Here is a 13,390-nt window from a genome sequence, read left to right as displayed (position 1 = left end):
CTTCCTTGCTATCTTTGCCGGGTGAATACACGTCTGCTTTATTTTCTCTGCTTTCTGGAAGGGGCTGCTGTTATGGCAGCGGAGTTACTCGGTGCTAAGATGCTTGCGCCACATTTTGGTTCTTCTCTTCATGTGTGGGCCACGGTGATGGCGGTTACTCTGGGAGGACTGGCGGGCGGATATTTTGCCGGCGGACTATTATCTGCCAGGAAGAATGACACCCAACCCTTGATGGTTGTATTACTGATTGGCAGTGCTTTCATTTCCCTCATGCCTTTTCTGAGCACTACAATGACGTATATTTTCGGAAACTTGCCGCTTACCCCAGCCATCCTGATATGTACGTTGACATTCCTTTTCCCGCCCGTTTTTATGATGGGAATGGTTTCACCACTCCTGGTCGGTTTACTTAGCAAGGAATCATCATCCCCAGGAAAAGTGGCTGGTACAGTTTACGCTACCAGCACGGTTGGAGGAATATTGGCAACATTTCTGACCGGCTTCATTATCATTCCTCATTTCGGCTTAACGGGGCCTGCTGTTGTCACAGGAATTATTCTTGGACTGATTCCTCTTCTTTTCCTGATACGTTCATTCACCGGAGGTGTAATCATCTGGGTTGGCATTGCCGGCTGGTGCATTTATAAGATGATTGCCCCACCCCTGCAGCCGGGGATACCGGTTCCTTTCTTTTCGGAAGGTTTGATGGGACAGATTATGGTTGTGGATTATCCGATGTCAGATTCGGGGGGCAGATTTCTGGGATTTAACCGTACACTCTATGTGAACAGGATGACCCAGGCGCAGTTGTCACCCCTGGAAGACGAGCACTATTACGCCTATGTTCCTCTGGTGGTTTCCCTGCTGGAATCCCGAAAGCCGGGATCGTCGGTGCTGGTCTGCGGAATGGGCGGAGGCGGACTGGCCAATGAACTGACTAAGAACGGATATGATGTGGAAGTCTGTGAGATTGATCCAAGAATTACGCAGGTCGCACAAAAGTATTTTCAGCTGGATGCCGGTGTAAACGTTGTAATAGATGATGCCAGGCATCACATCCGGACATCGGGGAAGAAATATGACGCGATCATACTGGATATTTTCAAGGGGGAGGAAATTCCAGGACATTGCTTTACCGCAGAAGCCTTCCGGGAGATATACAATGCGCTGGAGGATCTTGGGGTTTTGATCATCAACGGAAATGGATATTACAAAGGGGAGGGCGGCAGAGGAAACCGTTCGATTTACCGCACATTGCTTGCATCAGGATATGATGTCCGGCTTTTTCCCACCGCTCTGGAGGAAGATTGGAGTAATATTGAATTTTTCGCTGTTAAACATGGAAACGCCTCCATCAGCATCCAGCATGAATGGCAATCAATGGAGATATTCCCTTCCTTTAGTGAAATAAAAGATGCCGTTTTGCTTACGGATAACCGGCCCATATTGGATATTCTTAATAGGGAAGCTTACAGGAAATGGAGGTATTTAAGCATAGGTTACTTTAATGGAGAGATGCAAAGGGGAAGATATTTCCCTGTTTTTCAATAATATAGATTTAATTGCCTTAGGCTTTCTTTGGCTATTTCGTAAAAAATTAGTTTCTTTGCATCCCTTTAAAAATCAAGGTCATGTCGAAGATTTGTCAGATTACAGGAAAGAAAGTGATGGTGGGGAATAATGTGTCTCATGCCAACAACAAGACGAAACGGACCTTTCTTCCGAACCTCCAGATCAAGCGGTTTTATCATCCGGAGGAAAAAAAGTGGATTACGCTGAAAGTATCCGCCGCAGGAATGCGCACGATCAATAAGAAAGGCCTTAGCATAGCACTGAAAGAGGCTGCGGAGAAAGGTTTTTATAAAAAGAAGAAGTAACCGGCGTTTGCCAAATGGCACAATTTCTGACCTTGCTATCTTTATAGCAAGGTTTTTTGTTTCATGCGAATTCATCCAAATATCCTTTTTACTGCCATCGTCCTCTGCGCGTTCACAGCCGCCGGACAAAAGCAAGTGAGTCTGTACGATACGGATTGGCCAGGAAAGGAATTTCATCAGGGCAGACGTGAAGCCCTGCGATCCCGCATGCCTGAGAATAGTGTCGCATTCCTTTTTTCTGCCCCAGAACAGCGGCGCTCAAATGATGTCTACTTCCATTATCATCAGGACCCTGATTTTTTCTATCTCACGGGTCTAATCGAGCCGAATGCCGTTGTGATTATCTTTAAAGAACTGCAGGATGTAGGAGGGGAAATGGTCAATGAAGTTTTGTTCATGCAGGACAGAAATCCTTTCATGGAAAGATGGACCGGCCGCAGAATGGGGCTGGATTCTGCTCGTGTAAAGCTGGGTTTCAAAAAAGTTTTTTCAGGGTGGGATTTTTCTGAATTCAAAATAGATCTTTCCCGGTTTTCCATGGTCATATGGAATAATAAATTTCCTGCGGTGGAGGACGACTCTTTCGATCGCGGAGATCTTGCCAGTCTGATAAGACATTTCAGAATCAAAGTAGAGGTAACAGGAGCAAAATTGGATTCCCTCCAGTTGAAAAACTCTATGTCGGCACTTCGTGAGATCAAAACACCGGAGGAAATGATCCTGATCCGGAAGGCTGTTAAGATAACAGTGGATGCGCATACTGAGCTGATGAAGGCGCTGGAGGGAGGTATGACCGAATATCAGGCACAGGCTATCATTGAATTTATGTTCCGGAAGTCCGGTGCTGAGTATACCGGTTATCCCAGTATCGTGGGAGGCGGAGAAAATAGTTGTATCCTGCATTATAACACGAACCGGAAAATGTTGGTGAAGAATGACCTGCTGGTTGTGGATGCGGGAGCCGAGTACCACGGGTATACAGCAGATGTAACCCGTACACTTCCTGTGAACGGAAAATTTACCCCCGCACAGAAAATTATTTACAATATTGTTCTGGAGGCGCAGCTCGCGGGAATCAAAGCCTGTGTTACAGGCAACGATTTTCGGGATCCGCATAAAGCGGCCATGGAAGTGATCGAAAACCGGCTGCTCGAATTGGGAATTATTAAAGAGCGCAAAGAAGCTATTAAGTATTTTTTTCATGGAACATCTCACTACCTGGGCCTTGACGTACACGACCCGGGTCTCTACGGAAAGCTGACCCCCGGTCAGGTGATTACAGTTGAGCCCGGTATCTATATCGCAGCCGGAAGCGATTGTGATCCGAAGTGGTGGAACATCGGAGTGCGAATTGAGGACGATATTCTTATTACCACCGGTGGTCCTGAAAACTTAAGTACAGGCGTCGTAAAAACGGCCGAGGATGTAGAGGCTTTGATGAAAAAAGAGAGCATCTTGAACCACATGAAATACTGATAATCAGATATTTACAATCTTTGCTTCATTGAGATATTGTGTATTCCTTTGAGAATTTCTACATTTGCACCCCTTAATTCATTAAAATTCAAGCAAAATGGCGAAGAAAGGCAACAGGATCCAGGTGATTCTTGAGTGTACCGAGCACAAGGCGAGTGGTAAGCCGGGAACTTCCCGATATATCACCACAAAGAACAAAAAGAATACACCCGATCGTATCGAACTGAAGAAGTACAACCCGATCCTCAGGAAAGTAACTGTACATAAAGAGATCAAATAATCTGAATCATGGCAAAGAAAGTAGTAGCTACACTCAAGTCCGGAAAAGGAAAGGATTTTACTAAAGTGATAAAGATGGTGAAGTCTGAAAAAACCGGCGCGTATGTTTTTCGTGAAGAGATCGTACATAACGATCACATCAAGGAATTCCTCGCCGCAAAATAATTTTTACTTCTCACTGAACTGAGCTTCTTTCGAAACCGGGAGAAGCTTTTTTTTTGATGTATGGGAATATTCAGCTTTTTTAGCAAGGAAAAGAAAGAGACTCTTCAGAAAGGACTTTTTGTGAGCAGACAGGGATTTTTCTCCCGTCTGAAGAGCGCCGTCATGGGTAAAGCGGTGGTTGATGATGAGGTGCTGGAGAATCTGGAAGAGGTACTGATATCATCCGATGTAGGTGTGGGAACCACCTTAAAGGTGATCGATCGGATCCGGCAAAGGATTTCAAAAGAGAGCCGGGGGCTTCCCACAGAAAAACTGAACGAAATCCTCCGGGATGAGATCGCAGAGATGCTGGTGAGCCGGAATCAGGAAGTACAGGATGAATTTTCAGTTTCACACACCCGGCGGCCATACGTGATCATGGTGGTGGGCGTGAACGGAGTTGGCAAAACCACAACCATCGGCAAACTCGCATACCAATTCCGTAAGGCGGGAAAAAGTGTGATGCTTGGTGCAGCGGATACGTTTCGAGCGGCTGCTGTGGATCAGCTCAGGATATGGGGCGAGCGTGTGAATGTGCCGGTGGTATCGCAGGGAATGAATGCCGATCCGGCTTCCGTTGCCTTCGATACTCTTTCCTCCGCAGTTGCAAAAAACACAGAAATAGTAATCATTGATACCGCCGGTCGGCTCCATAATAAGATTAACCTTATGAATGAATTAACCAAGATCCGGAATGTGATGCAGAAGGTAGTACCCGATGCACCACATGAGGTGCTTCTGGTGTTGGATGGATCTACCGGACAAAACGCACTGAATCAGTGCAGGGAATTCAGCCAGGCCACCAGTGTAACTTCGCTGGCCATCACCAAACTCGATGGTACAGCCAAAGGAGGCGTGGTGATTGGTATCTCGGATCAGTTTAAAATTCCGGTAAAGTATATCGGGGTGGGAGAAGGCCTTGAGGATCTCCAGGTCTTTCATCGCCGGGAATTCGTGGATTCCCTCTTTGGTTCCTAGTCGGGCGGCTGCAACCATACTGCGGCGCTGTCCCTGGCTTCGGAGAAAAAATCATTGCATTTCCCATCACCGGTACCGGTAAATCCGCCCTTCGGCGAGCAAACCAGATTGCACTGCTCATCCCAGACCTCTGCCTGCTGGTCGCAACACCGGTCAGGAAAATAGAAGACTCTTTTTCCCTTGTAGGTATAGGAAGTCACGTAAGCTGGCTGATATTTTTTATTCAGCTTGATAAAAGCATCTATTTTTTCCCTGATACAGACCGGAATCTCCTTCGCCGCATTACCCGTGCCGGTTTTACTGTGTCGGCAGGCCTGGATCCACATCAGGGTAAATAGTGCAAAAAGGGTTAAAAACCTCATCCACTAAAAGTAAGAAAATCCTACTTTTAGAGTTCAAAATCGAATACATGGGACACATTGCAAGGATCATCGCCCGCCAGATTCTGGATTCCCGCGGAAACCCCACGGTAGAGGTAGACATTATCACGGATGAAGGAACGTTGGGACGGGCTGCTGTTCCATCCGGAGCCTCCACAGGAGCTCATGAAGCAGTTGAACTGCGCGACGGTGATAAGAAAACTTACCTGGGAAAGGGTGTGCTGAAGGCCGTGCAGAATATTAATACCTCCCTCAATGAGGAACTGCGGGGAATGCATGTATTGGATCAGTCGGGCATAGACCGGCGGATGATTGCACTTGACGGCACGGAAAATAAGGCGAACCTGGGTGCCAATGCTATTTTGGGGGTTTCACTGGCCGTAGCAAAAGCAGCTGCTGATGAAAGCGGACTACCGCTCTACCGATACGTGGGAGGTGTGAATGCCAATACCCTGCCCGTACCGATGATGAATATTCTGAACGGAGGGGCTCATGCGGATAACGGAATAGATTTTCAGGAATTCATGGTAATGCCCGTGGGAGCGGAGAGTTTTTCAGAGGGGCTGCGAATGGGTGCAGAAATTTTTCATCACCTTAAGACAGTGCTGAAAGCCAAGGGACTTTCTACCAATGTGGGTGATGAAGGCGGGTTTGCTCCTAATCTTAAGTCGAACGAAGAGGCCATTAAGTTTGTACTTAAAGCCATCGAATCGGCCGGATATCGTCCGGGCCACGACATATTCATTGCCATGGACGCCGCAAGTACCGAGTTTTACGATGAGAAATCAAAAAAGTATGTGCTGAAGAAATCCACAGGTGATAAGCTGAGTTCTGAGGATATGGTTTCCTACTGGGCTGATTGGTGTAAGAAATATCCTATAATATCCATTGAAGACGGCCTGGCGGAGGATGACTGGAACGGTTGGCATAAACTTACCGAGGTCATAGGCGACAAGGTGCAGTTGGTAGGGGATGATCTGTTTGTAACCAATGTGAAACGATTGCAGAAGGGCATTGAAAATGGCATTGCGAACAGCATCCTGGTAAAGGTGAACCAGATCGGTACGTTAACGGAAACCATCAGTGCCGTGCAGATGGCCCATACCCACGCTTATACATCCGTCATGAGCCACCGTTCAGGTGAAACCGAAGACACTACCATTGCAGACCTGTCCGTGGCCCTTGGAACCGGCCAGATTAAGACCGGTTCGGCTTCCCGGTCCGACAGAATTGCCAAATACAACCAGCTTTTGAGGATAGAGGAAAGCCTTGGAGAGGCTGCCTTGTACCCGGGCAGGGGGTTCCGGTCCGTTTAATCATACCTTTTCACTTTGATATCAGCCTATTCCGCCGTATTTTTAGGGCGTATATCATATTCCTATGGATAGTTTAAAAGAGAAATTTATTGAAAAGGCCCGGCCGATGGCGGCCGAGGTAAAGGCGCTGATAAAAGAACACGGTGATGTGAAACTGGGTGAATATACCGTTGCACAGGTATATCAGGGCATGAAAGGCATGATCGGACTTGTCACCGAAACATCCAAGCTGGATCCGGAGGAAGGAATCCGTTTCAGGGGATATTCCATCCCTGAGATCCGGGAGAAACTTCCCAAGTCACCCAATATGGGAACGGAACCACTTCCGGAGGGAATTTTTTATCTCATGCTCACCGGCGATCTTCCCAACTACGATGAAGTACATAATGTGAGCAACAACTGGGCACGACGAAGCATTGTTCCCAAACATGTTTTTGACGCACTGGATAAACTTCCGACTACAACGCATCCTATGACCATGTTCAGCATTGCCATTATGGCCATGCAGACAGAATCCGTATTTGCCAAGGCGTATCGTGATGGTCTTGCGAAAAAGGATTACTGGGATGCAGTTTATGAGGATTCGATGAATTTGATCGCCCGCCTGCCCCGCGTTGCCGCATATATCTACCGGAAGAAATATAAAGGGGATCAGCACATAGAACCGGATCCAAAATTGGATTGGGCGGCTAATCTGGCGCATATGATGGGGTATGAGGATTTTAATGTGATGCGGCTGATGCGAATGTATATGACCATCCATGCTGATCATGAAGGAGGAAATGTGTCGGCCCATACCACCCATTTGGTGGGTAGCGCACTGAGTGATCCGTATCTCGCTTTTGCGGCATCCATGAACGGACTGGCAGGGCCACTGCACGGGCTGGCAAATCAGGAAGTTATTATTTGGATATTGAAAATGCAGGAGGAGCTGGGAGGTGGCATTCCTAATAAGCAGCAGATCGCCGATTATATCAAAAGAACCCTTGAAGCGGGGCGTGTTGTGCCCGGATATGGCCATGCCGTATTGAGAAAAACGGATCCCAGGTTTTCTGCGCAGCAAGACTTTTATTTGAAGTACATTAAACCCGGTGGCACTTCGGATCTCTGCGAGATCGTTGGAATGGTTTACGAGGTGGCGCCACCAATACTGGAGAGCACAGGAAAAATAAAAAATCCGTGGCCAAACGTGGACGCCCACAGCGGGGCTTTGCTCATGCATTACGGAATCACCGAGTTTGATTTCTATACAGTGCTGTTTGGGGTATCACGTTCACTTGGTGTGCTGGCCTCCCTGATCTGGGATCGCGCACTGGGTCACCCCATCGAGCGCCCGGGGTCCGTAACCACTGACGGAATCAGAAAGAAAATCAACGCAGCGCTGAAAAAATCTTAACGTCACGCCGACACATGCAATAATAATGGTGGAATTCCATTCAGGAAAACTGCCAGATATGGTTGCCGGCTAGTGTTTTTTTAAATTCCCGGGTGCCGAACGGAGTATTTCCCTGATCAATGCCAGGTGATAATCATCGTGCTCTGCAACAAAAACAACCATGTCAATCACACGCATAGGTTTTCCCAGCCGGGGATGTAGTGAAGCCTGCCCCCAGAAATTGGGTTCTATGGAATAAAGGCGTTCAATGAAAATGTTTCTCTGAAACCGGAAGTCGGATAACAGCTCCTCGATACTTTTTTTGTTGTGGTTAGCAGCGTTGGTTTTATTATTCTCCATATCAGCTGCCCGGAGGGTTTTTACTCCTTCGAGAAAATCATCAATTCTTCCTTCATGCAATTCTTCCAGATCGGTCAAATGACCAATGTGCTCCTTGATCGACCATTCACCAAGGGGTTTGTATTCCAGCAATTCATGGGGCTTGTTTTGTACCATTTCCTGTATTCGGGCAGAAGTACCACGAATGCGTTCCAGAACTACCGGATGCATTTCCGGCGGAAGGTCGAAGCTGAAACGACGATTTTCCCACTTTAACATAAAAGCAAAATTAATGAGCGAAAGAGGGGTGTGGGACGGATCTCACCGGAAGATATTAACCGGCAAATAATAACTGCTTAAAATTCAACAGATTAAGTATCTTTGACGGGATGAAGAATATCGGTATCGTCTGTTATCCAACCTTTGGAGGAAGTGGCGTTGTAGCAACGGAACTGGGCATTGCGCTGGCGGAAAAAGGTTACCAGGTACATTTCATTTCCTATTCTCAGCCGGTACGCCTGGAGCGCATCATGCCAAACATACATTATCATGAAGTCAATGTGTCGGATTATCCTCTCTTTGATTATCAACCCTATGAACTGGTGCTAGCCAGTAAGCTGGTGGATGTTACGGCACATTACAAACTCGACCTTCTTCATGTACATTATGCCATACCACACGCATCGGCTGCATTTATGGCTCAGCAGATTCTTGCAACGCGCGGAATCCGTGTGCCCTTCATAACCACGCTTCATGGAACAGATATTACCCTGGTTGGGAAGGATCCTTCCTTTGAACCGGTGATTACTTTCGCCATGAACCGGAGCAGCGTGGTAACGGCGGTTTCTGAAAGCCTGAAAAACGATACACTGAAATTTTTTAAAGTGGAGAACGAAATCAATGTGATCCCGAATTTTATTAAACTGGAACATTATAAGAAGCATGATGGCGAATGCAACCGGGCATCCTACGCTCCTGCCGGAGAAAAAATCCTTATACATGTTTCGAATTTCCGGAAAGTAAAACGGGTGGAAGATGTGTTACGTGTGTTTGATAAAGTGCGGAGAAAGATTCCTGCGCGGCTGATACTCGTAGGAGATGGCCCCGAGCGCGCGGCGATTGAACGCCTGTGCCGGGAACTGGATACCTGCAATGATATTATTTCTACGGGAAAAGTGGTGGATCCTACTCAGTTGTTATGCATTTCCGATCTTTTTATTCTGCCTTCCGAGACTGAAAGCTTCGGTTTGGCAGCGTTGGAAGCTATGGCCTGTGGAGTACCTGTGATCTCGAGCAATACCGGAGGAATTCCGGAGGTGAATATTCATAGCCGTACTGGTTTTTTGTCGGAGGTTGGCAATATAGAAGAAATGGCAGAGAATGCCGTTAGGCTTCTGTCGGACCATGTCATGTTAGAGCAATTCAGGAAAAATTGTCTGGAACAGTCCGCCCGCTTCGACGTAAGTATGATTTTGCCGCAATACGAAAAGATTTACCGCAAAGTGCTGCAACAATAAAGCATCTTTTCACTTATACCGCTGCAATCATGGAAATTTCCACATTCACATTCAGTGGCAATTTGCTTACCTGAACCGTTTCTCTTGCCGGGTAATTTCCTGTAAAATAGCTCCCGTAGACCTCATTCATTCGTCCGAAACTGTTCATGTCGGACAAGAAGATGGTGCTTTTTACAACGTGAGAAAAATCCATTCCCGCTTCAAGAAGGATCGCTTTGAGGTTTTCCATGACCTGACGGGTTTCAGATTCGATGTCTGCGATAACCAGTTCGCCGCTAACCGGATGTTTCGCTACCTGTCCGGATATATACAGAAATCCGTTTGCAAGATTGGCATGACTATAGGGGCCGATAGGGGCTGGAGCATTCCCGGATGTGATAACCTTTTTCATTTTTCGTTGAGTTGTATCGTTAATAATTCCTGATCCTTGATCCGGGAAATGTTATTGTCATAGGTTTCAGTTCTGCGGATTAAAGTTACAGCCCGAACTTTTTTTACCAATCTGCAACTGACCGGGTCATATGACCAGTCTTCCACGAACTTGAGTACATTCGCCAATTGAAAGTAAGGCGGCAGATCGCCCTTTCGGATGGTGCTATCCATGAATGTGTTGAGGTAGGGAATGAGTTTTGGCTTACTTATGGGTGCATTAAGTAAGGGGTCTATGGCTTTTCCCTTTCCATTTATACAAATTTCCAGCAGTGCCTGAATCAACTTACATCGGTTTAAGGTGTGAAGGCTATTTATTCCTGCATCATCTACATAGGCCAGCATAACGGTGTCTTCATTTGGGCGTTCTCCGTTCATGTTCAGGGAAGCGAAGTAGACTACATTTTTCGAAAGTTCTATTAGGTCACCGGTAGTTCCTGTTGTTACCAGATAGGAAGGAATTACCAGGCGCATGCTTGTTCCAAAGCCGAATTCACCATTCCCGTACATAACTCCGATTCCATTAACCAACTTATTGAATTTTCCCGTTAAAGGGTCAATGCTCCAGCTTTCAAAGAAGCTCAGTCCTTCTGCCGGCCGGTTCAACAGCGAATGCTCCCTGATCACCGTATCCAGTTGGTTGATTTCCACACTTTCTACCAACAAAATATCTCGATAGATATATAAACTATCAAGTTCAGCTTTTTCAAGCGCTTTCATTTTGTGGTTCAAAGGATCGAAGTAAACGTAGTTCTTCCCAAAGAGTTTATAGGAAGGCAGATCCATCTTCAATGATTTTTCCGAGATCGTTTTCGTATATGTATCCATCTTAACGGAATCTTCATTTTCAAGATGCGATTGATAAGGAGAACTCTCTTCAGGAGGTAATTTCGGAAAAGTAAGTTGTTGCTGATATTGCATTATGGGCAGTACCTGGTTAGTATTCCACAAGGGTTGTGGTTTCAGATTGTTTAATGCCACATAGGCCAGGTCAGCACCCCTGTTCTGTTTTTTTGAGGAAAAGAGAATTCCCTTAAGAGTGCTCGTCAAAGTAAATGTTAGCGGATCAAAATGGATGACCTCATTGAAATAGTAGGAATAAACCATGCTCCTGTTGGCGAGCACATTTTTTCGGGCAGATCCTTTGAGTGGATGATGGTAAGGGTACAAGGTATCGTACAGTACTCCGGCATTTTTCAAAAATGGATCCAGCAGGCTGAATGCTTTTTCATAACTGAAGCCGTTATTGTAAGCAGGGTCAATGTCCAGAAGCTGTTCGGTATCGTAGTGCAGGCGGATTTCAGAATCCTTCACCTGTTCAATACTTTTCACTGAACTCATTTGGAAGGCGATGTAACAAAGAGGTTTTTTCCCAACGTACTCACCGTCATTTGAAATGATCTTTTTCTCCAAAATCATTCCGGCAATGGTTTTGCTGAACGTACCGGTAGCCGGGTCCAGTACCCACTTTTCGCGCAGGATTACTGATGGGATGTCTTCCCAGGAAACACCAAACTTTATTACCTGTGTTAGAGGTTCTGATGTAATGGGATCAAAAACGTAGATAGAATCATATCTGTGTAAAATTCCGGATACTTCCTTTTTTGAAAAGGGCAGGTTAAAAGGAGACTCGGGCCGGTAGATCTGTATGGCACCGGAATCTGCTAACGCCAAAAGCTCACCGATAAAGCCTCCCTTCTGCTCTGTAGAAATAGTACCCCTCCAGGGTTCAGTGTAATAGTTGTTCAGGGGAACGAGGTGTTGCAGTTCAATTCTTCTCCACACTTCAGTTAGCTGCGCGGTGGTACTCCCACAAGCAAGGATCAAAACAGCAAGTAAAAAGTTATATCCCATATTCAGATATTAGCCATACCATCATTGCCATACAGGCAGCACCCATTTCCAGTTCTCTTTTATGAACATGTTCAAATGTATCCCGTTCAGTATGGTGAAAGTCAAAGTATCTCTGTGGGTCAGGGTAATACCCCATCGTGAATGCTCCGTAATCTTTCAAATGCCGCACATCCACTCCTGAGAAGCCCGACTCCATTCGTTCCATGAGATAAGGGTGGAAGAGGGGTGCCCATTGTTTAATTTGATTAAATCGGGCATCAAGGGTGTCGAACGAGAATCCCCTGGCAGTGAAACCGCCCCGGTCACTTTCCATTGCGGCGATATGCTTTTCTTTTTTTCTAAGGACCTCTTCATTGTATTTCTGTGCCCCCCTTGTGCCGTTCTCTTCATTCATATACAGAACGCATCTCAGGGTACGTTTGGGTTTGATTCCCATAGCCTTGAATAAGCGCAGAACTTCAATACTCTGTACAACACCGGCACCATCATCATGCGCTCCTTGTCCAACATCCCAGGAGTCGAGATGTCCTCCAACAAGTATGAACTCATTTTTTTTCTCTGATCCCCAGATCTCACCGATTACATTATAGGATTTTTCATCCGGAAGGGTTTGGCACCAGGTATGCAGCGATACCTGAAGTTTTGGATCTTGTTTTAATTTCTTACTGAGATACTCCGCCGCTTCAGTCGAAATGGCTACAGCCGGTATTTTCGGAAAGGAGTCGTTGTACCCCATACTCCCGGTATGCGGGTAATTGTCGATGGCATTGGTCATGCTGCGTACTAATACACCAATGGCTCCGTATTTTGAGGCACGTGATGCGCCTGCCCATCGCTGGTCAACGCAGTGCCCGTAAGCCTCAAACGTTTTGGCAAGTGCGTTATCGAAGGGCCGGTTAAAAAAAGCGATCTTTCCTTTGAGTCCTTTTACTCCAAGAAACTCAAGTTCATCCCAGGATTTTATTTCCACAACTTCTGCAGAAATACCTTTTTCTCCTGTACCAACGGACCCGCCGAGTGCGAGGCAGTTCAGCGGCATGGGTGCCTTGAGGGTTTTTGAATAGATTTCGCAAACCTCCTTTTTTCCCCGTACCCAGTGGGGTACCAGGCATTCCTGGAGATAAACCGTATCAAAGCCGTAACTTTTCATGAGATGAAATCCCCAGTCTACCGCTTTTTGTGCGGAGGGTGATCCGGAGAGGCGGTGACCGACATTTTTGCAAAGAGATTCCAGATTCCGGTAGGATTCACCCCGGAGCATTTCTTCAGCGAATATCTTGCTGAGCATAATGGAATCCTGTTTTTGTGCAGAGCAGAACGATAGGATAAGGATAAGTGCCGGAAGGAAGATTTGCCGCATGCCCAA

The 13,390-nt window shown here is 46.4% G+C and carries 14 protein-coding genes; 9 read left to right on the top strand and 5 right to left on the bottom strand.

Annotated features, from left to right (window positions below; translation table 11 throughout):
• The first annotated feature begins 21 nt into the window (after positions 1 to 21).
• From IT233_08915 to ftsY, 6 genes are all read left to right on the top strand, one after another.
• Positions 22 to 1,551, top strand: coding sequence for a fused MFS/spermidine synthase (locus IT233_08915; protein ID MCC7302751.1), 1,530 nt, complete (start codon positions 22 to 24; stop codon positions 1,549 to 1,551).
• Between the two features lie 80 nt (positions 1,552 to 1,631).
• Positions 1,632 to 1,877, top strand: coding sequence for a 50S ribosomal protein L28 (locus IT233_08910; GenBank protein ID MCC7302750.1), 246 nt, complete (start codon positions 1,632 to 1,634; stop codon positions 1,875 to 1,877).
• Positions 1,878 to 1,940: 63 nt separating this feature from the next.
• Positions 1,941 to 3,353 (top strand): aminopeptidase P N-terminal domain-containing protein, encoded by a 1,413-nt coding sequence (locus IT233_08905; GenBank protein MCC7302749.1) that lies wholly within the window; start codon positions 1,941 to 1,943, stop codon positions 3,351 to 3,353.
• A gap of 97 nt (positions 3,354 to 3,450) precedes the next feature.
• Positions 3,451 to 3,633 carry a 50S ribosomal protein L33 gene (gene rpmG, locus IT233_08900; GenBank protein ID MCC7302748.1) on the top strand — a complete coding sequence of 61 codons (183 nt, stop codon included), beginning with the start codon at positions 3,451 to 3,453 and terminating at the stop codon, positions 3,631 to 3,633.
• Between the two features lie 8 nt (positions 3,634 to 3,641).
• The gene (locus IT233_08895; GenBank protein ID MCC7302747.1) at positions 3,642 to 3,797 is read left to right on the top strand and encodes a DUF4295 domain-containing protein; all 156 of its coding nucleotides are present in this window, start codon (positions 3,642 to 3,644) and stop codon (positions 3,795 to 3,797) included.
• Positions 3,798 to 3,857: 60 nt separating this feature from the next.
• On the top strand, positions 3,858 to 4,814 hold the full coding sequence (gene ftsY / locus IT233_08890; protein MCC7302746.1) for a signal recognition particle-docking protein FtsY: 957 nt from the start codon (positions 3,858 to 3,860) through the stop codon (positions 4,812 to 4,814).
• On the opposite strand, the gene IT233_08885 is transcribed toward ftsY, so the two are convergent.
• Entirely contained in the window at positions 4,811 to 5,071 is a 261-nt protein-coding gene (locus IT233_08885) for a hypothetical protein (GenBank protein ID MCC7302745.1), read from the bottom strand. The two genes, ftsY and IT233_08885, sit on opposite strands and share 4 nt — an antisense overlap.
• 152 nt (positions 5,072 to 5,223) lie before the next feature.
• On the opposite strand from IT233_08885, the gene eno reads away from it, so the two are divergent.
• Complete coding sequence (eno, locus tag IT233_08880; protein ID MCC7302744.1) at positions 5,224 to 6,510, top strand: phosphopyruvate hydratase; 1,287 nt, start codon at positions 5,224 to 5,226, stop codon at positions 6,508 to 6,510.
• Between the two features lie 64 nt (positions 6,511 to 6,574).
• Positions 6,575 to 7,906 (top strand): citrate (Si)-synthase, encoded by a 1,332-nt coding sequence (locus IT233_08875; GenBank protein MCC7302743.1) that lies wholly within the window; start codon positions 6,575 to 6,577, stop codon positions 7,904 to 7,906.
• A gap of 69 nt (positions 7,907 to 7,975) precedes the next feature.
• Here the strand turns inward: IT233_08875 and IT233_08870 are convergent, their stop codons facing one another.
• Positions 7,976 to 8,503, bottom strand: a complete 528-nt coding sequence (locus tag IT233_08870) for a DinB family protein (protein MCC7302742.1) — start codon at positions 8,501 to 8,503, stop codon at positions 7,976 to 7,978.
• Between the two features lie 110 nt (positions 8,504 to 8,613).
• Here IT233_08870 and bshA point away from each other — a divergent pair, with 110 nt between their 5' ends.
• The gene (bshA, locus tag IT233_08865) at positions 8,614 to 9,741 is read left to right on the top strand and encodes an N-acetyl-alpha-D-glucosaminyl L-malate synthase BshA (protein ID MCC7302741.1); all 1,128 of its coding nucleotides are present in this window, start codon (positions 8,614 to 8,616) and stop codon (positions 9,739 to 9,741) included.
• Positions 9,742 to 9,754: 13 nt separating this feature from the next.
• Here bshA and IT233_08860 read toward each other — a convergent pair whose 3' ends face one another.
• From IT233_08860 to IT233_08850, 3 genes are read right to left on the bottom strand one after another with little or no spacing between them, the layout of a single operon-like run.
• Positions 9,755 to 10,132, bottom strand: a complete 378-nt coding sequence (locus IT233_08860; protein MCC7302740.1) for a RidA family protein — start codon at positions 10,130 to 10,132, stop codon at positions 9,755 to 9,757.
• Complete coding sequence (locus tag IT233_08855) at positions 10,129 to 12,024, bottom strand: hypothetical protein (protein ID MCC7302739.1); 1,896 nt, start codon at positions 12,022 to 12,024, stop codon at positions 10,129 to 10,131. Before IT233_08855 ends, IT233_08860 begins: the two co-directional genes overlap by 4 nt.
• Entirely contained in the window at positions 12,014 to 13,384 is a 1,371-nt protein-coding gene (locus tag IT233_08850) for a M20/M25/M40 family metallo-hydrolase (GenBank protein MCC7302738.1), read from the bottom strand. Before IT233_08850 ends, IT233_08855 begins: the two co-directional genes overlap by 11 nt.
• Between the last annotated feature and the right edge of the window lie 6 nt (positions 13,385 to 13,390).

Source organism: Bacteroidia bacterium (assembly GCA_020852255.1).
Lineage (GTDB): Bacteria > Bacteroidota > Bacteroidia > JADZBD01 > JADZBD01 > JADZBD01.
Note: the sequence above shows the minus strand (reverse complement) of the source record. Positions and strands in the feature narration are given on the sequence as shown.